General features: G+C 66.3%; 25 protein-coding genes. 17 read left to right on the top strand and 8 right to left on the bottom strand.

Annotated elements, in window-relative coordinates; genetic code table 11:
• Positions 1 to 83 precede the first annotated feature (83 nt).
• A complete protein-coding gene (locus tag ACM43_RS34145; RefSeq protein ID WP_035996816.1) occupies positions 84 to 971 on the top strand; it encodes a LysR family transcriptional regulator in 888 nt (295 codons plus the stop codon).
• Here ACM43_RS34145 and ACM43_RS34140 read toward each other — a convergent pair.
• Positions 968 to 1,621, bottom strand: a complete 654-nt coding sequence (locus ACM43_RS34140; protein WP_157286851.1) for a DNA-3-methyladenine glycosylase family protein — start codon at positions 1,619 to 1,621, stop codon at positions 968 to 970. The two genes, ACM43_RS34145 and ACM43_RS34140, sit on opposite strands and share 4 nt — an antisense overlap.
• Positions 1,622 to 1,806: 185 nt before the next feature.
• On the opposite strand from ACM43_RS34140, the gene gluQRS reads away from it, so the two are divergent.
• On the top strand, positions 1,807 to 2,679 hold the full coding sequence (gene gluQRS, locus ACM43_RS34135) for a tRNA glutamyl-Q(34) synthetase GluQRS (protein ID WP_271546133.1): 873 nt from the start codon (positions 1,807 to 1,809) through the stop codon (positions 2,677 to 2,679).
• A 101-nt stretch (positions 2,680 to 2,780) separates the two neighbouring features.
• Positions 2,781 to 4,034, top strand: a complete 1,254-nt coding sequence (locus ACM43_RS34130) for an ATP-binding protein (protein ID WP_157286819.1) — start codon at positions 2,781 to 2,783, stop codon at positions 4,032 to 4,034.
• Here the strand turns inward: ACM43_RS34130 and ACM43_RS34125 are convergent.
• The gene (locus ACM43_RS34125; RefSeq protein WP_271546128.1) at positions 3,961 to 4,854 is read right to left on the bottom strand and encodes a YihY/virulence factor BrkB family protein; all 894 of its coding nucleotides are present in this window, start codon (positions 4,852 to 4,854) and stop codon (positions 3,961 to 3,963) included. The genes ACM43_RS34130 and ACM43_RS34125 overlap by 74 nt on opposite strands.
• A 314-nt stretch (positions 4,855 to 5,168) precedes the next feature.
• On the opposite strand from ACM43_RS34125, the gene ACM43_RS34120 reads away from it, so the two are divergent.
• From ACM43_RS34120 to ACM43_RS34095, 6 genes are all read left to right on the top strand, one after another.
• The gene (locus ACM43_RS34120; protein ID WP_028178512.1) at positions 5,169 to 5,363 is read left to right on the top strand and encodes a twin transmembrane helix small protein; all 195 of its coding nucleotides are present in this window, start codon (positions 5,169 to 5,171) and stop codon (positions 5,361 to 5,363) included.
• Between the two features lie 2 nt (positions 5,364 to 5,365).
• On the top strand, positions 5,366 to 5,938 hold the full coding sequence (locus tag ACM43_RS34115; protein ID WP_271546126.1) for a cob(I)yrinic acid a,c-diamide adenosyltransferase: 573 nt from the start codon (positions 5,366 to 5,368) through the stop codon (positions 5,936 to 5,938).
• Positions 5,939 to 6,063: 125 nt separating this feature from the next.
• Positions 6,064 to 6,813, top strand: a complete 750-nt coding sequence (locus tag ACM43_RS34110; protein ID WP_271546125.1) for an electron transfer flavoprotein subunit beta/FixA family protein — start codon at positions 6,064 to 6,066, stop codon at positions 6,811 to 6,813.
• Positions 6,813 to 7,757, top strand: coding sequence for an electron transfer flavoprotein subunit alpha/FixB family protein (locus ACM43_RS34105; RefSeq protein WP_271546123.1), 945 nt, complete (start codon positions 6,813 to 6,815; stop codon positions 7,755 to 7,757). The genes ACM43_RS34110 and ACM43_RS34105 overlap by 1 nt, the downstream gene beginning before the upstream one ends.
• A 196-nt stretch (positions 7,758 to 7,953) precedes the next feature.
• Positions 7,954 to 8,835, top strand: coding sequence for a 3-hydroxybutyryl-CoA dehydrogenase (locus tag ACM43_RS34100; protein ID WP_128265896.1), 882 nt, complete (start codon positions 7,954 to 7,956; stop codon positions 8,833 to 8,835).
• Positions 8,836 to 9,038: 203 nt separating this feature from the next.
• A complete protein-coding gene (locus ACM43_RS34095; protein WP_008543352.1) occupies positions 9,039 to 9,233 on the top strand; it encodes a hypothetical protein in 195 nt (64 codons plus the stop codon).
• A gap of 59 nt (positions 9,234 to 9,292) precedes the next feature.
• Here ACM43_RS34095 and tlpA read toward each other — a convergent pair whose 3' ends face one another.
• A complete protein-coding gene (gene tlpA, locus ACM43_RS34090) occupies positions 9,293 to 9,955 on the bottom strand; it encodes a thiol:disulfide interchange protein TlpA (RefSeq protein ID WP_271546117.1) in 663 nt (220 codons plus the stop codon).
• 102 nt (positions 9,956 to 10,057) lie between these two features.
• Here tlpA and argH point away from each other — a divergent pair, with 102 nt between their 5' ends.
• The 3 genes from argH to lysA all read left to right on the top strand — a co-directional run bounded on the left by argH (position 10,058) and on the right by lysA (position 13,131).
• Positions 10,058 to 11,455, top strand: a complete 1,398-nt coding sequence (gene argH, locus ACM43_RS34085) for an argininosuccinate lyase (protein WP_271546115.1) — start codon at positions 10,058 to 10,060, stop codon at positions 11,453 to 11,455.
• 93 nt (positions 11,456 to 11,548) lie between these two features.
• A complete protein-coding gene (gene lptM, locus ACM43_RS34080) occupies positions 11,549 to 11,842 on the top strand; it encodes an LPS translocon maturation chaperone LptM (RefSeq protein ID WP_036040362.1) in 294 nt (97 codons plus the stop codon).
• 23 nt (positions 11,843 to 11,865) lie between these two features.
• Positions 11,866 to 13,131: a diaminopimelate decarboxylase gene (lysA, locus tag ACM43_RS34075; RefSeq protein WP_271546112.1), complete on the top strand. Its 1,266-nt coding sequence runs from the start codon at positions 11,866 to 11,868 to the stop codon at positions 13,129 to 13,131.
• Between the two features lie 179 nt (positions 13,132 to 13,310).
• On the opposite strand, the gene ACM43_RS34070 is transcribed toward lysA, so the two are convergent.
• Entirely contained in the window at positions 13,311 to 14,219 is a 909-nt protein-coding gene (locus ACM43_RS34070; RefSeq protein ID WP_271546111.1) for an NAD(P)-dependent oxidoreductase, read from the bottom strand.
• 224 nt (positions 14,220 to 14,443) lie between these two features.
• A complete protein-coding gene (locus tag ACM43_RS34065; protein WP_028134137.1) occupies positions 14,444 to 14,827 on the bottom strand; it encodes a carboxymuconolactone decarboxylase family protein in 384 nt (127 codons plus the stop codon).
• Positions 14,828 to 14,996: 169 nt separating this feature from the next.
• On the opposite strand from ACM43_RS34065, the gene ACM43_RS34060 reads away from it, so the two are divergent.
• Positions 14,997 to 17,666 carry a TIGR02302 family protein gene (locus ACM43_RS34060; protein ID WP_271546109.1) on the top strand — a complete coding sequence of 890 codons (2,670 nt, stop codon included), beginning with the start codon at positions 14,997 to 14,999 and terminating at the stop codon, positions 17,664 to 17,666.
• A gap of 141 nt (positions 17,667 to 17,807) precedes the next feature.
• Here the strand turns inward: ACM43_RS34060 and ACM43_RS34055 are convergent, their stop codons facing one another.
• Both ACM43_RS34055 and ACM43_RS34050 read right to left on the bottom strand, forming a co-directional pair.
• Positions 17,808 to 18,182 carry a response regulator gene (locus tag ACM43_RS34055; RefSeq protein WP_018316255.1) on the bottom strand — a complete coding sequence of 125 codons (375 nt, stop codon included), beginning with the start codon at positions 18,180 to 18,182 and terminating at the stop codon, positions 17,808 to 17,810.
• Positions 18,183 to 18,219: 37 nt separating this feature from the next.
• The gene (locus ACM43_RS34050; RefSeq protein WP_271546106.1) at positions 18,220 to 19,098 is read right to left on the bottom strand and encodes an MJ0042-type zinc finger domain-containing protein; all 879 of its coding nucleotides are present in this window, start codon (positions 19,096 to 19,098) and stop codon (positions 18,220 to 18,222) included.
• Between the two features lie 204 nt (positions 19,099 to 19,302).
• Here ACM43_RS34050 and ftsE point away from each other — a divergent pair, with 204 nt between their 5' ends.
• The 4 genes from ftsE (at position 19,303) to ACM43_RS34030 (ending at position 22,482) form a co-directional block, all read left to right on the top strand.
• Positions 19,303 to 19,962: a cell division ATP-binding protein FtsE gene (ftsE, locus tag ACM43_RS34045; protein ID WP_057028593.1), complete on the top strand. Its 660-nt coding sequence runs from the start codon at positions 19,303 to 19,305 to the stop codon at positions 19,960 to 19,962.
• Complete coding sequence (locus ACM43_RS34040) at positions 19,955 to 20,923, top strand: cell division protein FtsX (protein WP_128265888.1); 969 nt, start codon at positions 19,955 to 19,957, stop codon at positions 20,921 to 20,923. Before ftsE ends, ACM43_RS34040 begins: the two co-directional genes overlap by 8 nt.
• 72 nt (positions 20,924 to 20,995) lie before the next feature.
• Positions 20,996 to 21,700: a YdcF family protein gene (locus tag ACM43_RS34035; protein ID WP_035996919.1), complete on the top strand. Its 705-nt coding sequence runs from the start codon at positions 20,996 to 20,998 to the stop codon at positions 21,698 to 21,700.
• 11 nt (positions 21,701 to 21,711) lie between these two features.
• On the top strand, positions 21,712 to 22,482 hold the full coding sequence (locus ACM43_RS34030) for a lysophospholipid acyltransferase family protein (protein ID WP_271546100.1): 771 nt from the start codon (positions 21,712 to 21,714) through the stop codon (positions 22,480 to 22,482).
• Between the two features lie 97 nt (positions 22,483 to 22,579).
• On the opposite strand, the gene ACM43_RS34025 is transcribed toward ACM43_RS34030, so the two are convergent.
• Entirely contained in the window at positions 22,580 to 23,191 is a 612-nt protein-coding gene (locus ACM43_RS34025; RefSeq protein ID WP_271546098.1) for a gamma-glutamylcyclotransferase, read from the bottom strand.
• Between the last annotated feature and the right edge of the window lie 68 nt (positions 23,192 to 23,259).

Below are 23,259 nucleotides of genomic sequence, written 5' to 3'. Positions count from 1 at the left end.
TTGATCCCATTATAAGGTTGGACGACGCGGCCCGGCCGTTCAATAATGAACGGACGATCATTCAGGTATGAACAGGGCTGCCGATGGATTGGGACCTTTGCAAGACCTTCGTCGCGGTCGCCGATACCGGCAGCTTCACCGCTGCCGCCCGCCGCCTGCACACCAGCCATCCCACTGTCAGCCGCAAGATCGCGGCGCTGGAAGCCCAGCTCGGCACCAGATTGGTGGCGCGCGCCGCCGACGGCCTGGCGCTGACCGCGGATGGACGGACCTTGCGCGAGCACGCCGAGGCCATGGCGGCCGCAGCGCTGCGGGCCGAGACCGCAGTGGCGGCGGGTGGACACAAGGCGCGCGGCATCGTCAAGCTGTCGATCGGCGCGACGCTGGCCTCGCACTGGCTGATGCCGCGCTTGCCAGCCTTCCTGCGCGCGCACGATCATATCCAGCTCGAGATCATCACCCATCCCTTTCCGGCGAGCGTGCGCCGGCGTGAGGCGGACGTGGTGCTGCGGCCCTTCGATACCGGGGAGGAGAACCTGGTCGGCCGCAAGATCGGCCGTCTCGGCACCGGCTTCTATGCCTCGCGCGATTATGCCGCCGGGCGGTCCTTGCCGGAACGGCGCGGCGATTGGAAGGAGCACAGCGTCATCGGCTTCGCCGACCAGACGTCCAATGCGCAGCTTGCGCGCTGGAGCGACGTCGTCACGCGGCAGGCAAGGGTGGCGATGCGCTGCTCGTCCCAGGGGGACATGCTGGCGGCGGTCCGCGCCGGCATCGGAATCTCCGCGCTGTCGTGCTTCGTCGCCGAAGCCTACTCCGATCTCGTGCGCGTCGCTCCGCAGAAGCTCGCCAGCGTGGCGGATCTCTGGCTGCTGGCCCACCCCGACCTCGTCGAGCTGCCGGCGGTGCGCGCCGTGATCGAATTCGTCGCCGAATGCGCCCGGACCGACCGCGCGCGGCTACGGGGTTAGCCCGCTCCCGCGAGCACGCCCTCGCGCTTCTTCACCGCGCGGTAATAGCTCCACCACAGATGCGCCGCCGCACCGCGCAGCGGACGCCAGGGCTCGGCGATCGGCGCCATCTGCTTCTCCGTCGGCCGCGCCTTGAGGCCGAGGCCGATACGGATGCCTTCCTGCACGGCGAGGTCGCCGGCCGGCCAGGCATCGCCGTGGCCGAGGCAGAACAACAGGTAGAGGTCGGCCGTCCAGGGGCCGATGCCGGGCAGCGCGATCAGGGTGTGATGCGCGGCGTCGGCATCCTCCTCGGCGAGCACGTCGAGATTCAGCCGCTGCGCGGCGATCTCGCGGGCGAGATGCTTGAGCGTCTTGATCTTGGCGGCGGAGAGGCCGAGCCGCCCCAGCCGGTCGGCGCGGGCGCGGCGCACGGCGTCATGGTCGAGCGGATCGAATGCGGCCGACAGCCGTCCCCAGATCGCCGCGGCGCTCGCGGTGGAGAGCTGCTGTCCGCAAACGATGTGCGCGAGCCCCGTAAACCCGGGCTCGCGCCGCCGCAACGCCGGCATGCCCGCGATCTCGAGCACGGGCTTGAGCCGCGGATCGCGCTTGATCAGCGCGTGGACGGCCTCTTCGAGATCGGACTGGGTTTCGAGGTGGATGGTCATGGCGGGCGGGTTCTCTCCAGCGTCATGGCCGGGCTTGTCCCGGCCATCCACGTCTTTCTCACCGCGAGGCACTGTGTAGCATGAGCGGTGGTCGTGGTGTTTGTTCGTGACGTTGACACCATCGGTCTGTGGTACCGAAGAACGTGGATGGCCGGGACAAGCCCGGCCATGACGAGATTCATGTGATGGCACCACCCGTTTTCCGATTCGCCCCGAGCCCGAACGGCTTCCTGCATCTCGGCCACGCCTATTCCGCGCTGCTCAACTTCGATCGCGCGCGGGAGACCGGCGGCCGATTGCTGCTGCGAATCGAGGACATCGACTCGACGCGGTGCCGGCCGGAGTTCGAGACGGCGATCTACGAGGATCTCGCCTGGCTCGGGATTGCCTGGGAGACGCCGGTTCGGCGTCAATCCGAACATCTCGCCGATTATCGCGCTGCGCTGGAAAAGCTCTCTGTGCTCGGTCTTGTCTATCCCGCCTTCGAAAGCCGCGCCGAGATCGCAAGGCTGGTGGCGGCGCGCGAGGCCGCTGGCCCGTGGCCGCGCGATCCCGACGGCGCGCCGCTTTATCCGGGCGAGGCCAAATCACTTTCGGCTGACAAGCGCGCGCAGCTGATCGCCTCGGGCGTGCCCTATGCGCTGCGGCTCGACATGGCGGCCGCCTGCCGCCGCGTCGCCGGCCTGAGCTGGAACGAGCTCGGCGAGGGGCCGGATGGCGAACGCGGCGTCGTCCCGACGCGACCGGAGGCCTGGGGCGATGTCATCCTAGCCCGCAAGGAAACGCCGACCAGCTACCATCTCTCGGTGGTCGTCGACGACGCGCTCCAGGGCGCCAGCGAGATCGTGCGGGGGCAGGACCTGTTTCACGCCACCGCGGTGCACCGCCTGCTCCAGGTCCTGCTCGGCCTGCCCGAGCCGGCCTATCGCCATCACCGGTTGATTCGCGATGAGGCGGGTCGGAAGCTGTCGAAATCGGGCCGCTCGACCGGTCTGCGCGAATTGCGCGCGGCCGGCCTCACGCCTGCCGCGATCCGCGGGCTGGTGGGATTAGGTTAAGTTTCTCTGGGGGTTAGCGAAACGTCGCCGTGACTCCGGGCGTTCCTCCGTGCCATGCTTGGCCAGCGCGGGGTTCGAAGAGGGTACTTCGAAGGGGATTCATGGCGGCGAAGACGCGTCCAGTGCGCACCACCCGGACGTCCAGGCGGCGGCCGCTTCGGAAGCGGCCCAGGGCGGCAGGCCAGCTGCGCAAGCGCAGCACCAAGGCGGTTGCGCCTGATGTCGTCCAGGCGGCGCTGGCCGCGTTTGCCCATGAGGTCCGCACCCCCCTGACCGGCATTCTCGCGATCAGCGACCTGCTCGCGACCTCCGATCTCGGCGAGCGGGAGCGGCGCTGGGCCGACACTATCAAGGCCGGCGCCGAGCATCTGGCGAGCCTCGCCACGCTGTTCGTGGATGCTGCCAGAACGGGAAAGGGCGGCAGCACGCCGCGGCAGGACCTGTTCGATCTCAAGGCGCTCGCCCGTACCGCCGGCGATTCCCTGGCCGGCCGTGCCGCGGCCAAAGGTCTCCAGGCCAAGGTCGAGATCGCCGACAAGATCCCAGGGCTCGTGGTCGGTGATTCCGTCCGCCTGCGCGCCGCGCTCGAGAACCTGATCGACAACGCCGTGAAATTCACCGACCAGGGCGGTGTGGCCCTCGCGGTCGAGCCGTGGCGTCCGGCCAAAGGTAAAGCAAAGGGCAGGGTCGGCGTCGCTTTCGCCGTGTCCGACAGCGGCATCGGCCTGACCATGACCGAGATCAAGCGGCTATTCCGCCCGTTCACCCAGGCCAATGTCACCATTGCCGCACGCTTCGGCGGCGCCGGCTTGGGGCTCTCCTCGGTCAAGCAATTGGCGCGGGCGATGGGCGGCGATATCACCGTCGCTCCGCGCCGCGGTGGCGGCGCCACCTTCACATTGACGGTGTCGCTGGACGCGGCGGGACCGGGCAAGGTCCGCAAGGCGAAGGACGGCAGCGAGCCCGAGGCGGTGGCTGCGCTCCGCGTGCTCAGTGTCGAGGACAACCCGTTCGGCCGCGTCGTGCTCAACACCATCCTGACCGAGCTCGGCCATCATGCCGAATTCATCGGGCGCGGCGAGGACGCCGTGAACCGGCTGGAGCAGGGCGCATTCGACGCGGTGCTGATGGACATGGTGCTGCCGGGCATTGACGGCATCGAGGCCATCAGGCGGATTCGCATGCTGCCAACGCCGCTGGCTCGGATCCCGATCATCGGCGTGTCCGGCCGCGGCGAGGACGAGGCCGCCTCGCGCGAAGCCGGGGCCGACGCCTTCCTGGTTAAGCCTGTGTCTCCGAGGGCTTTAGCGACTGCGCTGCTTGAAGCGACACGCCGTGAGGAAGCCTCGACTTGATGATCGCGGCGTTCAGCTCGCCGCCGTAAACGAAGATCGCGGCGATGAAGTACAGAAACACCAGCGCGATGATCACCGAGGCGAGCCCCGCATACATGGTCACGTAGTTGTTGGCAAAGCGGGCCAGGTATTGGCCGAACACGATGCTGGAGATCAGTGACGCCACGATGGTGAAGACGATGCCGGGCAGTATCTGCAGGAAGCTGCGCCGTCCCGCCGGCAGCCAGGCGTGCAGGATGAGCAGTGCGATCACCAGCGCGCCGATGGAGATGCCGTAGCGCACCCAGGTGAGGATGCTCTCGTTCGATTCCACGAACAGGGGAATGTGGCGCCGCGCGGCCTCGATGATGAGCGGGCCGAGCACGATCAGGAACGCCATGGCGAGCGCCGTGAAGGCCGCAATGATCGTATAGGCGATTGATTCCAGCCGGAGCCAGTACCAGCTTCGCATCTCCACCACCGCATAGGCGCGGTTGAGCGCGACCCTGAGCGCCTCGACGCCGTTCGAGGCGAAATAGACCGACAGCGCCGCGCCGATGGTCAGAAGCCCGGTACGGGTGGTGGTCAGCACGTCATGCACCTCGCCCGAGATCGAATCGGCGACTTGCTTGGGCCAGACCTGGAGCATCAGGCTGGCCGCCTGGTCGGCGAGTTCCTTGGAGCCGAAGAAGCCGGCGAGCGCGGTCAGCACGATCAGGAATGGGAACAGCGCCATCAGCGTCGACAGCGCGATGTGGCTTGCGATCGCCCAGCCGTCATCGGCGAGGAACGTGTAGAACGCGTCCTCAGCGACGCAGTAGATGTAGCGGATGGCTTTCACTTGGCACCTACGCCGCTGCCCTCTCCCTCTGCACGTAGGGAGAGGCCAGGAGAACAAGCAATGGGCGCAAATCGAAAAATCATCGCGCTACCATCTGATATTCTTGGCCCAAAAGCCAGTTCGCGAAGCGCCCCGCCGTCATTCCGGGGGCGCGCCAAGCGCGAGCCCGGAATCCATCTAGCCGCGGCGCAAGTGGCCCGATGGATTCCGAGCCCGATGTGCCGGGCCTCGCTGCGCTCGGTCCCGCCGCATCGCCCTGGAATGACGAGCTGGGGAGATGGCGGACCGGCACACATGGTGTTATCTACCTTCAAATGGCATCTCTCCTGAGTACTTTCATCCTGCCGGCCGCAGCCGGCGCCGTGGCGCTGGTGCTGCTGCTCGGGCTCATCAACATGATGCGCGGCGGCTCGCCCAACACCTCGCAGAAGCTGATGCGCTGGCGCGTGCTGCTTCAGTTCGTGGCGATCATCATCGCGATGCTCGCGGTCTGGGCGATGGGACGCTGATCATGGTGGTGCTGAACCGCATCTACACGAAGACCGGTGACGATGGCACGACGGCGCTCGGAACCGGAGAGCGACGTCCGAAATACGATCTGCGCATCGAGGCCTATGGCACCGTCGACGAGACCAACGCGGCGATCGGCGTGGTCAGGCTCTACACCGCCGAGATGCACGAGCTCGACGCGATGCTCGGCCGCATCCAGAACGATCTGTTCGATCTTGGTGCCGATCTCGCGGTGCCGGAGCGGGAAGGCAAGGCCGAGCGGCTGCGGGTGGTGGTGAGCCAGGTCGAACGGCTCGAGCGCGACATCGACATGCTGAACGAAAAGCTCGCGCCGCTGACCTCCTTCGTGCTTCCCGGCGGCACGCCGGCCGCGGCCCATCTGCATGTGGCGCGCACGATATGCCGCAGGGCGGAACGCGTGATCGTGGAACTGGCGGCCCAGCCGGGCGAGCCGGTCAGCGCGGCTGGCATCCAATATATGAATCGCCTGTCCGACTTTCTCTTCGTGGCCAGCCGGGTCGTGAACGGCAATGGCGCGGGCGACGTGCTCTGGGTTCCCGGCCAGAACCGCTGACCCATCGCGCTCCCGCATTTCAGAAGGCCAAAATTAGACCCGTTCGCGCGTTGACCGGGGCAGATCAGGCCTTTAGGTTCCGCGCCAGTTGATAACCCCCTCCCAAATTGAGTGAAAGAGGATCGATGAAGGTCTTAGTGCCGGTAAAGCGGGTGGTCGATTACAACGTCAAGGTCCGCGTCAAGGGCGATGGATCGGGCGTTGAACTCGCCAACGTCAAGATGTCCATGAACCCCTTCGACGAAATCGCTGTCGAGGAAGCGCTGCGCCTGAAGGAAGCCGGCAAGGCCACCGAGGTCGTGGTGGTCTCGATTGGACCTGCGCAGGCGTCCGAGACGATCCGTACCGGTCTTGCCATGGGCGCCGATCGCGGCATCCTGGTCAAGGCGGAGGGCACGGTCGAGCCGCTGGCTGTCGCCAAGATCCTGAAGAAGGTTGCGGAAGAAGAGCAGCCCGGCCTGATCATTCTCGGCAAGCAGGCGATCGACGACGACTCCAACCAGACCGGCCAGATGCTGGCCGCGCTGCTCGGCTGGTCGCAGGCAACCTTTGCCTCCAAGCTCGAGGTCGAAGGCTCGGACTTCAAGGTCACCCGCGAAGTCGATGGCGGCCTGCAGACCGTGAAGCTGAAGGGGCCGGCGATCGTCACCACCGATCTCCGCCTCAACGAGCCGCGCTACGCCTCGCTGCCCAACATCATGAAGGCGAAGAAGAAGCCGATCGCGGAGAAGACCGTCGCCGATACCGGCGTCGACATCGCCGCGCGCCTCGAGGTTCTAAAGACGGCTGAGCCCGCGGGCCGCAAGGCCGGCGTCAAGGTCAAGGACGTCGCCGAGCTGGTGTCCAAACTCAAGAACGAAGCCGGGGTGCTCTGATGACGACGCTTCTGATTGCCGAACACGACAATGCCTCGCTCAAGGACGCCACCAACAAGGCGCTGACCGCTGCTAGCGCCCTCGGCGCCGATGTCGAGGTTCTGGTCGCCGGCCAGAACGCCAAGGCCGCGGCCGATGCCGCTGCCAAGCTCAATGGCGTGAAGAAGGTGCTGCTCGCCGATGGCGACCTCTACGCGCACGATCTCGCCGAGCCGCTGGCTGCGCTGGTGGTGTCGCTGGCGTCCGGCTATGACGCCATCGTCGCGCCGGCGACCTCGCGCTTCAAGAACGTGATGCCCCGCATCGCCGCTCTGCTCGACGTCATGCAGGTCTCGGAGATCACCAAGGTGGTCGCGCCCGATACCTATGAGCGCCCGATCTACGCCGGCAACGCCATCCAGACGGTGAAGGCGAAGGACGCCAAGAAGGTCATCACGGTCCGCACCTCCACCTTCGCCGCAGCAGGCGAGGGCGGCAGCGCCCCGGTCGAGACCGTGGCGGCGGCGGCCGATCCGGGCCTGTCGACTTTCGTCGGTGAGGAAGTCGCCAAGAGCGATCGCCCCGAGCTGACCTCGGCCAAGATCATTGTCTCCGGTGGCCGCGCCATGCAGAGCCGCGAGAACTTCGCCAAGTACATCGAGCCGCTCGCGGACAAGCTTGGGGCCGGTGTCGGTGCCTCGCGCGCCGCGGTCGATGCTGGCTATGCGCCGAACGACTGGCAGGTCGGCCAGACCGGCAAGGTCGTGGCTCCCGAGCTCTATGTCGCGGTCGGCATTTCCGGCGCGATCCAGCATCTGGCCGGCATGAAGGACTCCAAGGTGATCGTCGCGATCAACAAGGACGAGGACGCGCCGATCTTCCAGGTCGCCGACTACGGCCTGGTCGCCGATCTCTACCAGGCGGTTCCTGAGCTGACCGCCGAACTCGGCAAGCTCGGCAAGTAAAAGGCATCGAAAACACCGGCCGGAGGTATAAACTCCGGCCGGTGTTGCGTTTCTGAGGCGTTTTCTTTGGCGTGGGGCGCGCCTTGGAGGCGATCCAATCTAGGTTTCGAGCCAAGGTTCTGATTAAATCGGACCTCCCGGCTCGAGGGGAAAAGGCAGGGCGCGCCCCCCGCGCGCCGTTCCGGTGGATGACAATATGGCGGCAGTGATCAAGAAGGTCGGCGTGATCGGCGCGGGTCAGATGGGCAATGGCATCGCGCATGTCGCGGCGCTCGCTGGCTTCGACGTGGTGCTCAACGACGTTTCAGCCGACCGCCTCAAGTCGGGCATGGCCACCATTAACGGCAATCTGGCGCGTCAGGTCTCCAAGAAGGCCGTCACCGAGGACGACAGGGCCAAGGCGATTGCGCGTATCAAGCTAGCCGAGAAGCTGGACGATCTCGCCGATTGCGACCTCGTCATCGAGACCGCGGTCGAGAAGGAAGAGGTCAAGCGCAAGATCTTCCACGAGCTCTGCGCCGTGTTGAAGCCGGAGGCGATCGTCGCCTCCGATACGTCCTCGATCTCGATCACGCGCCTCGCCGCCGCCACCGACCGCCCGGAGCGCTTCATCGGCATTCACTTCATGAATCCGGTGCCGTTGATGGAACTGGTCGAACTGATCCGCGGCATCGCCACCGACGACGCCACCTTCGAGACCGCCAAGGAATTCGTCGGCAGGCTCGGCAAGCAAGTCGCGGTCTCCGAGGATTTTCCGGCCTTCATCGTCAACCGCATCCTACTGCCGATGATCAACGAGGCGATCTACACGCTGTATGAAGGCGTCGGCAACGTCGAGGCGATCGACGCGGCGATGAAACTGGGCGCCCACCATCCCATGGGTCCGCTCGAGCTCGCCGATTTCATCGGTCTCGACACCTGCCTCTCCATCATGCAGGTGCTGCACGAGGGGCTGGCCGACTCCAAGTACCGCCCGTGCCCGCTGCTGGTGAAATACGTCGAGGCCGGCTGGCTCGGCCGCAAGACCCAGCGTGGCTTCTACGATTACCGCGGCGCCAAGCCGGTGCCGACGCGTTAAGGTGGTCTCGTGCCCCGGACGCAGCGCGGAGCGCTGCAGAGCCGGGGCCCAGGAGCCGTGCGCTGAATGCTGGGTCCCGGCTCTGCGGTGCGTCACTTGCGTGCTCCCCTTGTCCGGGACACGATTGCCCGTACTGCTCCATCACAGTTCATCTCGCGTTAACACCTCGCGCCTAGGTTACGGCCGGTACGAGGGTTCGCGTAATGGACATGATGGCAATGGTCAGCACCATGCTGGCCGCACAGCAAGGCGCGCTGCAGTCGAATATTGCGGCGACGCTGACCAAGCAGAACGCGGATATGGAGAAATCCACCGTCCTGACGCTGCTCGGCGCCGGCCAGCCCTCGCTCGCCAATGTCGGCCCTGGCGTCGGCGGCAATCTCAACGTCACGGCCTAGCGCATGATCCGGAAGAGTGGGAACCGGTTTTCCGATCAGATCATGCGTAAAATGACTATCTAAAGCGACGCGACAGCCTTCCCTGTTGCCGCCCGGATCAGCTTGAGTGCGTCCTCGCTCGCCCATTCCGCTGGCCCCGCGATCGTCGCGATCTCGCAGCCTTGCGGGTCCACCAGCACCGAGGTGGGCATCCCCAGCGCCCGTCCCACGGCTTTAAGATCCTGAAAAACCTTGGCTTTGTGGTCGCTGAAATAGCCGAGCCTGACAAGATTGGCGTCTTTCAGGAAGGTTTTCGGCTTCTCCAGGTCGCGGGTGTCGATGTTGATCGCCACCACCTCGAAATTCGGGCCCGACAGCTTGCCCTGGAGCTCGTCCAGCGCCGGCATCTCCTTTCGACAGGGCACGCACCAGGTCGCCCAGAGGTTCACCAGCAGGGTCTTGCCGCGGAAGTCGGACAGCTTCTTCGGCTTGCCCTCGGAATCCTCGAAAGCGAGGTCGGGCAATCTCAAGGGGGTGCTTGCCATGGTCAGCGCCGCCACCTCGCCATGGGCGAGCGGGGCAATTTTCTGCGCCGTCGCGACCGCCGCCTTGCAGGTCGGATCGCCAGATGGCGCCCGGCTCAGGCCCAGCCCGTACAGCGCGGCGAAGCCGGCCAGCCCGCCAATCGCCACGGTGGCGATGACGAGGGGGATGCGGCGCGTGGAGGGCTTCGGTTCGAGCATATCGTTTGTCATCCGGTCGCAGATATGGCTATCAGGGGCCTCTTAATACGGCTGGCCGCGGCCAGCAAACGTTCGGCAAATCAGGCGTGAGCACAGGGGATCATGAGCAACAAGATGTGGGGCGGCCGGTTCTCGGAACGCCCCGACGAGATCATGGAAGAGATCAACGTCTCCATCGACGTCGATCGTCACCTCTTCGCCCAGGACATTGCCGCGTCCAAGGCCCACGCCGCGATGTTGGCCAATCAGGGCATCATCACGGCTTCTGATGCGAAAAATATCGGCAAGGGTCTAGACACAATCCTGTCAGAGATCGGCAAGGGCGGCTTCGAATTCAAGCGCGCGCTCGAGGACATCCATATGAATGTCGAGAGCCGCCTGTCGGAGCTGATCGGCCCGGCCGCCGGCAGGCTGCACACCGCGCGTTCGCGCAACGACCAGGTCGCCACCGACTTCCGTCTATTCGTCCGCGACGTCATCGACGAGACCGATGCCGCGCTCGCCGCGTTCCAGCAGGCCCTGGTGGACCGCGCGCTGGAGCACGCCGCAACCGTGATGCCCGGCTTCACGCATCTGCAAACGGCGCAGCCCGTCACGTTCGGCCATCACCTGCTGGCTTATGTCGAGATGGCGGCGCGGGACCGCGGCCGCTTCCAGGACGCCCGCAACCGGCTGAACGAATCGCCGTTGGGCGCGGCTGCGCTCGCCGGCACCTCGTTCCCGATCGACCGCCATGCCACCGCTAAGGCGCTCGGCTTCGACCGCCCGATGGCGAACTCGCTCGATGCCGTCTCCGACCGCGATTTCGTGCTGGAGACCCTGTCGGCCGCCTCGATCTGCGCCGTGCACATGTCGCGCTTTGCCGAGGAGATCGTGATCTGGACCTCGCCGTTGGTCGGCATGATCCGGCTCAGCGACAAGTTCACTACGGGATCCTCGATCATGCCGCAGAAGCGCAACCCGGATGCCGCCGAGCTGGTGCGCGCCAAGACCGGCCGCGTCATCGGCGCGCTCAACGGGCTCCTGATCGTCATGAAGGGCCTGCCGCTCGCCTATCAAAAGGACATGCAGGAGGACAAGCAGGGCGCCATGGAGGGTTTTGCCGCGCTGTCGCTGGCAATCCGCGCCATGACCGGCATGGTCCGTGATCTCGTTCCGGACGAAGCCAAGATGAAGGCGGCCGCGGGCGAGGGTTACGCCACGGCGACCGATCTCGCCGACTGGCTGGTGCGGACGCTGAAGATGCCGTTCCGCGAGGCGCACCACGTCACGGGCCGCATCGTCGCCAAGGCCGCCGAGGGGGGCGTCGCGCTGCACGAGCTGCCGCTGAAGGAAATGCAGGCGATCGAGCCCAAGATCACCAAGGACGTGCTCGGCGTGCTCTCGGTCGAATCATCGGTGAAGAGCCGCACTAGCTTTGGCGGCACCGCGCCGAAGAATGTGACCTCCCAGGCCAAGGCCTGGGCGAAGCGGCTGGAAAAAGAGCGAAAATTGGGCTGAGGGCAAAATTTCGCTTATGTTTCATGGTCATCCGGCCCTCGCCAGAACGCGCCAATCTCTGTATGGTGCGCCGCGCGTAGTGGGGATTTCGTCGTGACGTCAAAGTTTCGCCCGGCCGGCTCGGGGTGGGCCATCATTGTCTTGAGCCTGACGGCGCTCGCGCTTGCAGGTTGCGGCCGCAAGGGCCCGCTGGATCTGCCGCCGACCGCCTCCAACGCGCCCGCAGCCACCGGCGCTGCGCCCGTCGAGCCCGAGACCGCGGCCCAGAAGGCGCCGAGCCTGTTCGAGCCCACCGCCAGCGCGGATGCCGCGCCCGCGGCGGCCAAGGGCCGGAAGAAATCGTTTATTCTCGACCCGCTCCTGGACGAACCTCCCGGCAGGAAATAAGCCGGCACAACCGAGCCTGCGCCATGAACCATTTCGACTATCGCAACGGCGTGCTGCACGCCGAGGCGGTGAACCTGTCCGAGCTGGCCGCCAACGTCGGCACACCGTTCTATTGCTATTCGACCGCAACGCTGGAGCGGCACTACCGCGTCTTCACCGAGGCCTTTGCCGGCGAGAAGGTGCTGGTCTGCTACGCCATGAAGGCGAACTCCAACCAGTCGGTGCTGCGAACGCTGGCCAAGCTCGGCGCCGGTGCCGACGTGGTTTCGGGCGGCGAGCTGAAGCGCGCCTTGGCCGCCGGCATTCCCGCCAGCAAGATCGTCTTCTCCGGTGTCGGCAAGACCGAAGCGGAGCTGCGCGCGGCGCTCGCCGCCGACATCCTCTGCCTCAACGTCGAATCCGAGCCGGAACTCGAATTGCTGTCGCGCCTCGCGACCGAGATGGGCAAGACCGCGCGCATCTCGCTCCGCGTCAATCCCGACGTCGATGCCGGCACGCACGCAAAGATCTCCACCGGCAAGTCCGAGAACAAGTTCGGCATCCCGATCGTGCATGCCCGCGAGGTCTATGCGCACGCGGCGAAGCTGCCCGGGATCAAGGTGACCGGCACCGACGTGCATATCGGCAGCCAGATCACCGACCTGTCCGGCATGGAGACCGCGTTCCGCATCCTCTCCGAATTCGTGCAGACGCTTCGGGCGGACGGCCACGACATCAGCCACGTCGATTTCGGCGGCGGTCTCGGCATTCCCTATTACATGGATCGCGAGGCGCCGCCTGCGCCCGCCGCCTATGCCGCCATGGTCAGGCGCGTCAGCCACAATCTCGGCTGCACGCTGATGTTCGAGCCGGGCCGCATGATCGTCGGCAATGCCGGCATTCTCGTCGCTAAGGTGATCTATGTGAAGCACGGCGACGGCAAGAATTTCGTCATCATCGATGCCGCCATGAACGACCTGATCCGCCCGACGCTGTACGAGGCGCATCACGACATCCTGGCGGTGAAGCAGCCGGCCAAGGGCGCCGCCACCATCAAGGCCGATGTCGTTGGCCCGGTCTGCGAGACCGGCGATTATCTCGCCCTCGACCGCACGCTGCCGACGCCCGCGCCCGGCGATCTCCTCGCCATCATGACCGCCGGTGCCTATGGCGCCGTGCAGGCCGGCACCTACAACACCCGGCCGCTGGTGCCCGAGGTGCTGGTGAAGGGCGACCAGTACGCCGTGGTGCGCCCGCGCGTGGAGGTGGAGCAGCTCATTGCGATGGACACGCCGGCGCCGTGGCTGTGAGTTGACGACATCGGCTCAACAGCCGCGGTGTCGTCCCCGCGTAGGCGGGGACCCATACTCCCAGGCAGTCATTGTGACGCCAAGCTAGTAACTCCGAGTCTTCGCCACACGTTGTCCTGTGGTTATGGGTCCCGGGCTCGCGCTTCGCGCGCCCCGGGACGACGAGCGGAGCGCTGGCGCTACTTCCCCGTCACCCCGCCCTTCGCTCCCCCCACCACGACGCCCGCTTTCCTCTCGATCGGCTTGATCGCCGCGGTGAAATCGGACTCGGCGCCTTCGGCGCTGATCACCGTTTCCCACAACCGTCCGACCGCCTCGGCGACCTCCATCGACAGGCCGAGCTGCTTCATCTCCTCAAGCGCCAGCCGGACGTCCTTCACCATCAATCCCGTGGCGAAGCCGAAATCGAACGTGCGCGGCAGCACCGCGCGCGGAAACTTGTCGCGGCTCGCCGTGTTCATGCCGGAGCCGGCATTGATGACGTCGATCATCACGGCGGGATCGAGCCCGGCCTTGACGCCCATCACCACGGCTTCCGACGTCGCCACGATCGCGGTGGCCGACAGGAAATTGTTGGCGAGCTTCATGGTCTGGGCCGCGCCCGGCTTCTCGCCGATGAAGAAAACCTTTCCGATCACGTCGAGCGCCGGCTTGAGCAGCTCGAACTCGGCTTTCGGTCCCGACACCATCACCGCCAGCGTGCCCTTCTCGGCACCGCCGACGCCGCCGGAGACGGGACAGTCGATCTGTACGATGCCGCGCTCGGCCAGGAGCCCGTGAATCTTTGCGGCCATCGCCGAGCCGACGGTGGACAGATCGACGAAGCGTTTGGCGCGCTTGCCCTCGATGACGCCGTTCGCGCCGGTGGCAACGTCGAGCGAAGCCTGCAGGGAGGGCAGGCTCGCCATGACGGTCTCGACCTGATCGGCGACGTGCTTCGGCGAGGTCGCAGCCCTCGCGCCGAGCGCTACCAGCTTGTCCACGACCTCCTCGCGCGTGTCGAACACGACGAGCCTGTGCCCCGCCTCGATCAGCCGCCGCGCCATCGGGAAGCCCATGTTTCCGAGCCCGATGAATCCGATGTCCATGGTGTTTCCTTTGTTTCTTGTTGTGCGTGAGAGCGGAGTCACATTCTCCGCTCGTCGTCCCGGGGCATCGCGAAGCGATGAGCCCGGGACCCATAACCACAGGGAGAAGTTGTTCGCGCCAGAACGGTAATTCAGAGTTCCCATAACCACATCGTCCTGTGGCTATGGGTCCCGGGCTCGCGCTTCGCGCGCCCCGGGACGACGGCGGAGATTGGTGCCGCTCCTCACGCCTTCCCGTCGATCTCTGCGAACACCTCGCGCGCGATGCGGAAGCTGTCGACCGCGGCGGGCATGCCGCCATAGATCGCGACCTGCATCAGGATCTCGCGGATCTCCTCCCGGGTGACGCCATTGGTCAGCGCGCCCTTCAGATGCGCGCGAAACTCGTGCTGACGGTTGAGGATCGCGATCATGGCGATGTTGAGCATGCTGCGGGTCTTGCGCGGCAGCTCCTCGCGGCCCCACACCGTGCCCCAGCAATATTCGTTGAGCATCTCCTGGAACGGGCGGTTGAAATCGTCGACGTTCTTCAGGGCGTTGTTGACATAGGCCTCGCCCAGCACCGCTTTGCGGACTTCCAGGCCCTTGTCGTGCATCTTCTTGTCCATGGCGTTTCCTTCGTTTCCCTCGAGATTGGCGCGCGGAAATTACGGGGTTGCACCCGGCCAGTCACGTCCTCGTGTTATGCGGGAAAAGGAGGCGCTCCCGTACGGGAACGGATGCCTCAGTGCTGCCGTTGTGATAGGCTCTGCTCTACCGGGCAACCTGGAGAGTTGATTGAACGGCATCACCCCCGAGCCGTCAGACCCGATCCGCAACGGCGATGCGCTGTCGCGGCTGAAGCTGGCGCAGGCCCTTGATCGGGCGACTTATGCCATCGCGTGGGAGCGTGCCTGGCCCAATGCGGCGCGCCTTCTGACCGTCGTCGGCCTGTTCCTGGTGGTGTCCTGGGCTGGCCTTTGGCTGGCGCTGCCGTTCACGGCCAGGGCCGTCGGCCTCGCCCTCTTCGCCGTGATCGCGGCGGCCGCCCTGTTCCCGCTGATTCGCTTCCGCTGGCCGAGCCGCGAGGAAGCGCTCGCCCGGCTCGACCGTGGCTCCGGCATCCGGCACCGCCCGGCCACGACGCTCACGGACACGCTGACCTCACAGGACCCAGTCGCGCAGGCGCTGTGGCAGGCGCAGCGCGAGCGGACGCTCGCCTCCATCAAGCGCATCCGCGCCGGTGTGCCGCAGCCCCGGCTCGCGCTTCACGACCCCTGGGCGCTGCGTGCCCTCGTGATGGTGATGCTGGTTGCGACCTTCTTTGCCGCGGGTGACGAGCGTGCGATGCGCCTTGGCGCCGCCTTCGACTGGAACGGGGTGCTGGCGCCGGCCAATGTTCGCGTCGATGCTTGGGTCACGCCGCCGCTCTACACGGGCAGGCCGCCGGTGATCCTGTCGGCCGCCAACAAGGAAGCGGCGGCGCTGCCCGCCAGCGGCCCGCTCGCCGTTCCCGCCGGCTCGACCCTGATCGTGCGCTCCTCCGGCGGCAACCTGGATGTCGCCGTCTCCGGCGGCCTCAAGGAGGTCGCTCCGGCTGAAGCCAGTCCCAAGGGGACCAACGAAAAGCATTTCGCGATTTCCGGTGACGGCACCGCGCATGTCCGGGCGCCTTCCGGCCAGCCACAATGGGCCTTCGCCGCCACGCCGGATCGTCCGCCGACGATCGCGCTCGCCAAGGATCCGGAGCGCCAGGCGCGCGGCGCGCTCCAGCTCTCCTACAAGATCGAGGACGATTACGGCGTCACCGGCGCCGAGGCGAAATTCGCCCCGCGGCCGACCGACGCAAAATATGGTGCCAAGGATGGCCTCAAGGATGGTCCGAAGGCCGCCGCCGGCGATGGCGACAGCAGGACGGCGCCGCGGCCGCTGTTCCAGCCGCCGAAATTCCCGCTCGCGCTGCCGAATGCGCGCACCCGCAACGGCGTCGGGCAATCCGTGAAGGATCTCAGCGAGGATCCCTATGCCGGCGCCGAGGTCACGCTGACGCTCACGGCCAAGGACGAGGCCGGCAACGAGGCCGCCAGCGAGCCGTTCAACATGCGCCTGCCCGAGCGGCTCTTCACCAAGCCGCTGGCCCGTGCATTGATCGAGCAGCGCCGCATCCTCGCGCTTGACGCCAACAAGAATTCGGACGTCTATGCCGCGCTCGATGGGCTGATGATCGCGCCCGAGATGTTCACGCCGGAGCCGGGACAATATCTCGGCCTGCACAGCGTGGCCCGGCAGCTCGAAGCGGCGCGCACCGACGATGCCCTGCGCGAGGTCGTGGCGAGCCTGTGGGCGCTTGCGGTGACGATCGAGGACGGCAAGATCTCCGACGTCGAGAAGGCGTTGCGCGCGGCCCAGGAAGCGCTGAAGCAGGCGCTGGAGCGCGGCGCGAGCGACGAAGAGATCAAGAAGCTCACGCAGGATCTGCGTCAGGCGCTGAACGATTTCATGCGCCAGCTCGCCGAGCAGTTCCGCAACAACAATGACCCGCAGCAGCTGGCGCGGCCGCTCGATCCGAACACCAAGGTCCTGCGTCAGCAGGATCTGCAGAATATGATCGACCGGATGGAGCGCCTGTCGCGCTCCGGCGACAAGGATGCGGCCAAGCAGTTGCTCGACCAGCTCCAGCAGATGCTGGAAGGCCTGCAGATGGCGCAGCCGGGGCAGTCCGGCGAGAGCGACATGGAGCAGGCGCTCAATGAGCTCGGCGACATGATCCGCAAGCAGCAGCAATTGCGCGACAAGACGTTCAAGCAGGGCCAGGATTCCCGGCGCGATCGCTCGCGCGGCAAGCAGCAGCAGGGCGATCAGTCCATGTCGGAGCTGCAGCAGGATCAGCAGGGATTGCGCGACCGCCTGAAGAAGCTGCAGGACGAGCTTGCCAAGCGCGGCCTCACCCAGAAGGGGCAGAAGGGTCAGCAGGGCCAGCAGGCACAGAAGGGCCAGAAGGGTCAGCAAGGCGAGCAGGGCCAGCCCGGCCAGAACGGCGATCAGGACGGCGACCAGGGCGATGACGGCAGTCTGGACGCAGCCGACGGTGCCATGGGCGATGCCGGATCAAAGCTCGGCGAGGGCAATGCCGACGGCGCCGTGGACTCGCAGGGCAAGGCACTCGACGCCATGCGCAAGGGTGCGCAGAAGATGGCCGAGGCGATGCAGCAGGGCGATGGCGACGGCCAGGGCGACGGCCCCGGCCAGCGTGCCGGCCGGCAGCAGAGCGGCGGCAACCAGACCGATCCGCTCGGCCGTCCGCTTCATGGGCGCGAATATGGCGACGATTATACGGTCAAGATCCCCGGCGAGATCGACACGCAGCGTGTCCGCCGCATTCTCGAAGAGCTCCGCCGCCGTCTCGGCGATCCTTCGCGGCCCCAGATCGAGCTCGATTATCTCGAGCGGCTGCTGAAGGAGTTTTAGCGGCACACTCGGTGTCATCGCCCGGCTTGGCCGGGCGATCCAGTACTCCGAGCCAGTTGTGATTCAATCGAGAAGCCGCGGCGTCCTGGATGCCCCGATCAAACCGGGGCATGACAGCGGAATGTGGGGCAGTCGCCGACGCTAGGTCTTCTTCGCCGCCAGCGCATCGGCGACCGCCGTGCGGATATCCGCGACCGAGAACGGCTTGGTCACGACGTCATGCACCAGCGCGTTCAGGTTCGAGGCGCGCTCGCGCTGGTCGGCAAAGCCGGTCATCAGCAAGATCGTCAGGTCGGGGAAATCGCGCGCGGCGGAGAGCGCCAGGGCGATGCCGTCCATCACCGGCATCTGGATGTCGGTGAGCAACAGATCGAAGGCGCCATCCTCGCGGGTCAGGATCTCCAGCGCCTCGGCACCGTCCTGGGCGGTGACGGTCTCGTGGCCGTCCATGGCGATGGCGCGCGCCACCAGCGTGCGCATCGAATCCTCGTCGTCGGCGATCAAGATCTTCGGCATGAGACGAACCTTGGTATCAACCTCCCCTGGGGGGCGATTATACGCTGCCGCCGGCAATGTCGCGCCGGTTGAAGAAACGAACGTCGATGTTGCGGCCCTCCGGCGGCGGCGAGGCCAGGCGCGAGCGGAAGAAGGCGCGCTCACCTGGCCGCAGCACGGTCTGCTCCAGCACCGTGTTCCAGGCATAGATCTCCGCGCCTTGGGCGTCGCGCACGGCAAAGCGCAGCCGCGGAATGTCGAGCGGCTTCTTGCCCTCGCCGACGATCACACCCTCGATCACCAACACCTGCTTACCGTCCACAGTCTCGCTGGAGAGCTTGACGTCCTTGAAGGCGAGACCCCGCAAGTTCACCTCGAGTCCGACCATCTTGTAGAACGCTGCCGTCTGCGGCAGCAGCCGCACCACGTCGCCGCGCCAGAGCACCAGTGCCAGCACCAGCGCGCCCATCGCGGCGCAGGCGGTGGGCAGGCCAAGATAGGGTTTGCGCGGAGCTGTGGTGGCGACCGGGCGGCTCACCCGCGCGCCGCGGCGAGGGAATAGGCTGCGGAACCAGGACTGGTGCTGCGCGCCGACGGCCTCCTCTTCGGCCTGCCGGGCCGCTGCCGACCATTCGTCCTCGGTCTCGCGGGCCTGCTCGTCCGGCCAGTCGCTGGCGATCGATGGGCTATCGACGACGGGCGCATCAGTGGCGCCGTCGTCCTTGGCATAGGAGTTCCATTGTTCGGCGAGGTCGGACTGGTCGTCGGCTCGGCTGGCCGCGGCCATGGCCGGAACGGACGCCTCCTCGATGGCATCCTCGGCGTGGGCGATCCAGGTCTCCTTGCAGCGGGAGCAGCGGACCGCCCGCCCGTTCGCCCCAAGGCTCGCGAGCTTGATGGCGTAGGATGTCATACAATGGGGGCAGACGATATGCATGGACGAGCCTTGATGCATGAACGAAGGTCTTGAACGGAGGTCTTGGACGGGTCTTGACGATGCCACGGTCGCGGAGACCGGGCGCCCCTTATGCTACTGGGCGACCGTTAACGAACCGGAAACCATAACGGCGGCAAAACCCGTTGATCGCGTATGGCGGAGCGCCGCAAGGCGGCCCGCGCCTCCTCTCGAACGGAGCTGAGCTTGGTTCGGTTCGAAAATGTCGGATTGCGTTACGGTCTGGGGCCGGAGATTTTGCGCGACCTCACTTTCCAGATTCCCGCGCATTCCTTCCAGTTTCTCACCGGACCGTCAGGCGCCGGCAAGACGTCCCTGCTGCGCCTGTTGTTCCTGTCGCATCGACCGACGCGGGGCCTCGTCAACCTGTTCGGCCACGACATCTCGCAGCTCGGCAAGGACGAGATCGCAGACCTGCGCAAGCGCATCGGCATCGTGCTCCAGGATTTCCGCCTGCTCGATCACATGACGACCTATGAGAACGTCGCGCTGCCGTTCCGCGTTATGGGCCGCAGCGAATCGAGCTACCGCAAGGAGGTGATCGACCTGCTGCGCTGGGTCGGCCTCGGCGATCGCATGGACGCGCTGCCGCCGATTCTGTCGGGCGGCGAGAAGCAGCGTGCCGCGATCGCGCGCGCCGTGATCTCGCGGCCGCAGCTGCTGCTCGCGGACGAGCCGACCGGCAGCGTCGATCCGACGCTCGGCCGCCGCCTGCTGCGACTCTTCATCGAGCTCAACAAATCAGGCACCGCCGTCATCATCGCCACCCACGACATCGGGCTGATGGACCAGTACGAAGCACGGCGGCTGGTGCTGCACCAGGGACGGCTGCACGTCTATGAGTAGGCTGGACGAGCGCGGCGTGCTGGTCGACCTCGGGCAGGAGCGTCCGCAGCTTCCGGCCAAGGCGCGCAACATGTCGCCGATCGTGCCGCGCGCCTCGATCCACGGCAGAGCGCTCCTTGCGGTGGTCGCCATCATGACCTTCCTCGCCTCGATGGCCACGGGCACGGTGCTGCTGGTGAGTGCCTCCGCGGCCGAATGGCAGTCGGACGTCGCGAGCGAAATCACCATCCAGGTTCGCCCGCAGGCCGGCCGCGATCTCGAGCGCGACACCGCAGCCGTGGCGGAAGCGATGCGCACGCAAGCCGGCATCGTCGAGGTCAAGCCGTTCACCAGGGACGAGAGCGGCAAGCTGCTCGAGCCCTGGCTCGGCACCGGCCTGTCGATGGACGATCTGCCGGTGCCGCGCATGATCATCGCGCGCGTGCAGCCGGGCACGCCGCTCGATCTCGGCGCCTTGCGCGCGCGCGTGGCGCAGGTCGCCCCTAGCGCCAGCGTCGACGATCACCGCGCCTGGATCGAGCGCATGCGCCTGATGACGAACGCCACCGTGCTGGCCGGCCTCGGCATCCTCGCGCTCGTCATCGTCGCAACCATCATCTCGGTGTCGTTCGCGACGCGCGGCGCAATGGCGGCGAACCGTCCGATCGTCGAAGTCCTGCATTTCGTCGGCGCCGGCGACCGCTACATCGCCAATCACTTCCTGCGTCATTTCCTCAGGCTGGGCCTGGAGGGCGGCGTGATCGGCGGCGGCGCCGCCATGCTGATGTTCGGCTTCTCCGAGTCCATCGCAGGCTGGTTTTCCGGCACCCCCGTCGGCGACCAGTTCGCCGCGCTGCTCGGCACCTTCTCGCTGCGCCCCTCCGGCTACATCGTGCTCGCGGTTCAGGCCGTCCTGATCGGCGCCATTACCGCAGTCGCCTCGCGCCAAACGCTGTTCGCGACGCTGAACGACGTCGACTAGGGTTGAGAAACCGGACTCCACTTCGCCTCAAAACATCCTAAAATCGCTCAGGGAAGGGATCACCGACATCGCATGAGCTCGCCGACCGACGATCGATCGCCGAAACTGCCGCGCGGCTGGCTGCGCGCGGCAATCGTGTCGACGATCGCGCTCGCCTTCGTTGGCGCAGCGGCGGGCTTCATTGCGTTCCTGGCGCAATTGCGCGGGGCTGAGAAGGTACCCGATCGCAAGGCGGACGGCATCGTGGTGCTGACCGGCGGCTCCTCGCGGGTATCGGACGCGATGGAGCTGCTGGCTGCCGGCTACGGCAGGCGGCTCCTGATTTCCGGCGTGCATCCGACCTCGACGGCGAACGACATCTCCCGCACCTTGCCGGAGAATCAGTCCTTCATGACCTGCTGCGTCGACCTCGACCGCACCGCGCTCACGACCCGAGGCAACGCAGCGGAGGCGCGGCGCTGGGCCGAGGGACGCCGGTTTACGTCTCTGATCGTGGTCACCTCGAACTATCACATGCCGCGCGCGCTGGTGGAATTCTCGCATGCGATGCCGCGGACGACGTTGATCCCGTTCGCGGTGGTCGGCGAAAAATGGCGCGAGGAGCCGTGGTGGATCTCAGGCTCGACGCTGCGGCTGCTCCTGTCCGAATACGTCAAGTACGTTGCGGCCGAGCTCAGGGTGCGGCTGGAGGATTTCGGGATTGACCTTTGGCCCGAGATGTCGGAGCAGCCTGCAGGTCAGCAACCGAAGCGGCCCGCCACCGCGCAGGCCAATTGATCGGACCATCGATGTTCCTGATTTTCCTGCGATCGCTCGTATTCAACGTGCTGTTCTACGCCGTGCTGGTCTGTCTGGCGATCGTTGCGCTGCCGACCTTTGCATTGCCGCCGCGCGCCATGCTGACGGTGGCGCAATGGTGGGCCAAGGCCACGCTGGTCCTGATGCGCGTGGTCTGCAACATCAAGGTGGAATTCCGCGGGGTGGAGAAGATCCCGACAGGACCGCTGCTGATCGTGGCCAAGCATCAGTCGTTCTGGGAGACCTTCGTGCTGCCGGGCTTCTTCAACCGGCCAATCTTCATCCTCAAGCGCCAGCTGATGCAGATCCCGGTGTTCGGCCAGTTCCTGGTCAAGACCGGGATGATCGCGATCGACCGCAATGCCGGCGTGAAGGCGCTGCTCGACATGACGCGGCGCGCGCGCGAGGCGGTGCGCAGTGGAAAGCAACTCGTGATCTTTCCAGAAGGCACGCGCCGCGCGCCCGGCGCGCCGCCCGACTACAAGACCGGCTTCGCGCAGATCTATTCCTCCTGCGGCGTGCTGTGCCTGCCGGTGGCGCTCAATTCCGGCCTGTTCTGGCCGCGCCGCACCTTCATGCGCTATCCGGGCACGCTGGTGGTGGAGTTTCTCGAACCGCTGCCACCGGGACTGCCGAAGGACGAATTTCTCGCGCGCGTGCAAACGGCGATCGAGGACGCGACCGCCCGCCTCGTCGAAGCGGGGCGAAAAGAGCAGGAGCAGTTGATCGGCTCGGCGCCGAGCTACGCGCCGACCGGCTAAAGCGCGATGAGATTGGGATGAATCATCATCGCGCTTTGGGTTGTTGTTTACGCATGATCTTTCCGGAAAACCGCTTCGCACTTTTCCGGATCATGTTTTAGCGGCTTTCCCGATCCTGGTCCCGAGCCGCCGCGTGCAGCGAATGCGCATCACCATGCAGCATCAAGGCAAGCTGATGCAGCTGCCTGTCGCGAAAGCCTTCGGCCTCGATCGCCTTCACCGTCGCGGTGACGTAGTCGCGGTTGGCGCCGGACTGGCCGTGGCCCTGCACCACGTGGCGGTGCTGTTCGGCAAGCGAGAGGCGGCCGGCATATTGCACATGGCCGCGGTCGACGACGTAGGCGAGCGCGGCGACGCGCTGGCGCGCGTCGTTCTCCAGCCACACCGAGCGCATCACCTCGCGATAGACCGAGGTGACCTGCTCGCGTGCGCGCAAATATGCGACCACTTCGGCACGGTTCTTCTCGGCGACCCGGAAGGCGATGCCGCGGCAGGCGCCGCCGCGGTCGAGTCCGAGCACCAGGCCCGGCTTCTCCGGCGTGCCGCGATGCACGAAGGAATAGACGCAGAGCGCGCGGTGCTCGCCGACCAGCCGCGCCGGGACGCGCTCCTCGAAGTCGAAGCCCGGCCGCCACATCAGCGAGCCGTAGCCGAACACCCAGAGGTCGTCCTTGGCTGTGGTGACGGAGGGGAGGGTGATTTCGGACATTTCGGGGACGGCTACCAGAACCCTGCGCCCAAGCGAAGCGATTTCTGCGCCTTTCGTCGCAGGCCGGC

This window comes from Bradyrhizobium sp. CCBAU 45321, assembly GCF_028128975.1.
Lineage (GTDB): Bacteria > Pseudomonadota > Alphaproteobacteria > Rhizobiales > Xanthobacteraceae > Bradyrhizobium > Bradyrhizobium yuanmingense.
Note: the sequence above shows the minus strand (reverse complement) of the source record. Positions and strands in the feature narration are given on the sequence as shown.

Bases quoted from the DNA above. Each gene is read 5' to 3' on its own strand.
- ACM43_RS34145 (WP_035996816.1), top strand. From the start codon at position 84: ATGGATTGGGACCTTTGCAAGACCTTCGTCGCGGTCGCCGATACCGGC.
- ACM43_RS34140 (WP_157286851.1), bottom strand. From the start codon at position 1,621: ATGACCATCCACCTCGAAACCCAGTCCGATCTCGAAGAGGCCGTCCAC.
- gluQRS (WP_271546133.1), top strand. From the start codon at position 1,807: ATGGCACCACCCGTTTTCCGATTCGCCCCGAGCCCGAACGGCTTCCTG.
- ACM43_RS34130 (WP_157286819.1), top strand. From the start codon at position 2,781: ATGGCGGCGAAGACGCGTCCAGTGCGCACCACCCGGACGTCCAGGCGG.
- ACM43_RS34120 (WP_028178512.1), top strand. From the start codon at position 5,169: ATGGCATCTCTCCTGAGTACTTTCATCCTGCCGGCCGCAGCCGGCGCC.
- ACM43_RS34115 (WP_271546126.1), top strand. From the start codon at position 5,366: ATGGTGGTGCTGAACCGCATCTACACGAAGACCGGTGACGATGGCACG.
- ACM43_RS34110 (WP_271546125.1), top strand. From the start codon at position 6,064: ATGAAGGTCTTAGTGCCGGTAAAGCGGGTGGTCGATTACAACGTCAAG.
- ACM43_RS34105 (WP_271546123.1), top strand. From the start codon at position 6,813: ATGACGACGCTTCTGATTGCCGAACACGACAATGCCTCGCTCAAGGAC.
- ACM43_RS34100 (WP_128265896.1), top strand. From the start codon at position 7,954: ATGGCGGCAGTGATCAAGAAGGTCGGCGTGATCGGCGCGGGTCAGATG.
- ACM43_RS34095 (WP_008543352.1), top strand. From the start codon at position 9,039: ATGGACATGATGGCAATGGTCAGCACCATGCTGGCCGCACAGCAAGGC.
- tlpA (WP_271546117.1), bottom strand. From the start codon at position 9,955: ATGCTCGAACCGAAGCCCTCCACGCGCCGCATCCCCCTCGTCATCGCC.
- argH (WP_271546115.1), top strand. From the start codon at position 10,058: ATGAGCAACAAGATGTGGGGCGGCCGGTTCTCGGAACGCCCCGACGAG.
- lysA (WP_271546112.1), top strand. From the start codon at position 11,866: ATGAACCATTTCGACTATCGCAACGGCGTGCTGCACGCCGAGGCGGTG.
- ACM43_RS34070 (WP_271546111.1), bottom strand. From the start codon at position 14,219: ATGGACATCGGATTCATCGGGCTCGGAAACATGGGCTTCCCGATGGCG.
- ACM43_RS34065 (WP_028134137.1), bottom strand. From the start codon at position 14,827: ATGGACAAGAAGATGCACGACAAGGGCCTGGAAGTCCGCAAAGCGGTG.
- ACM43_RS34055 (WP_018316255.1), bottom strand. From the start codon at position 18,182: ATGCCGAAGATCTTGATCGCCGACGACGAGGATTCGATGCGCACGCTG.
- ACM43_RS34050 (WP_271546106.1), bottom strand. From the start codon at position 19,098: ATGCATATCGTCTGCCCCCATTGTATGACATCCTACGCCATCAAGCTC.
- ACM43_RS34040 (WP_128265888.1), top strand. From the start codon at position 19,955: ATGAGTAGGCTGGACGAGCGCGGCGTGCTGGTCGACCTCGGGCAGGAG.
- ACM43_RS34035 (WP_035996919.1), top strand. From the start codon at position 20,996: ATGAGCTCGCCGACCGACGATCGATCGCCGAAACTGCCGCGCGGCTGG.
- ACM43_RS34030 (WP_271546100.1), top strand. From the start codon at position 21,712: ATGTTCCTGATTTTCCTGCGATCGCTCGTATTCAACGTGCTGTTCTAC.
- ACM43_RS34025 (WP_271546098.1), bottom strand. From the start codon at position 23,191: ATGTCCGAAATCACCCTCCCCTCCGTCACCACAGCCAAGGACGACCTC.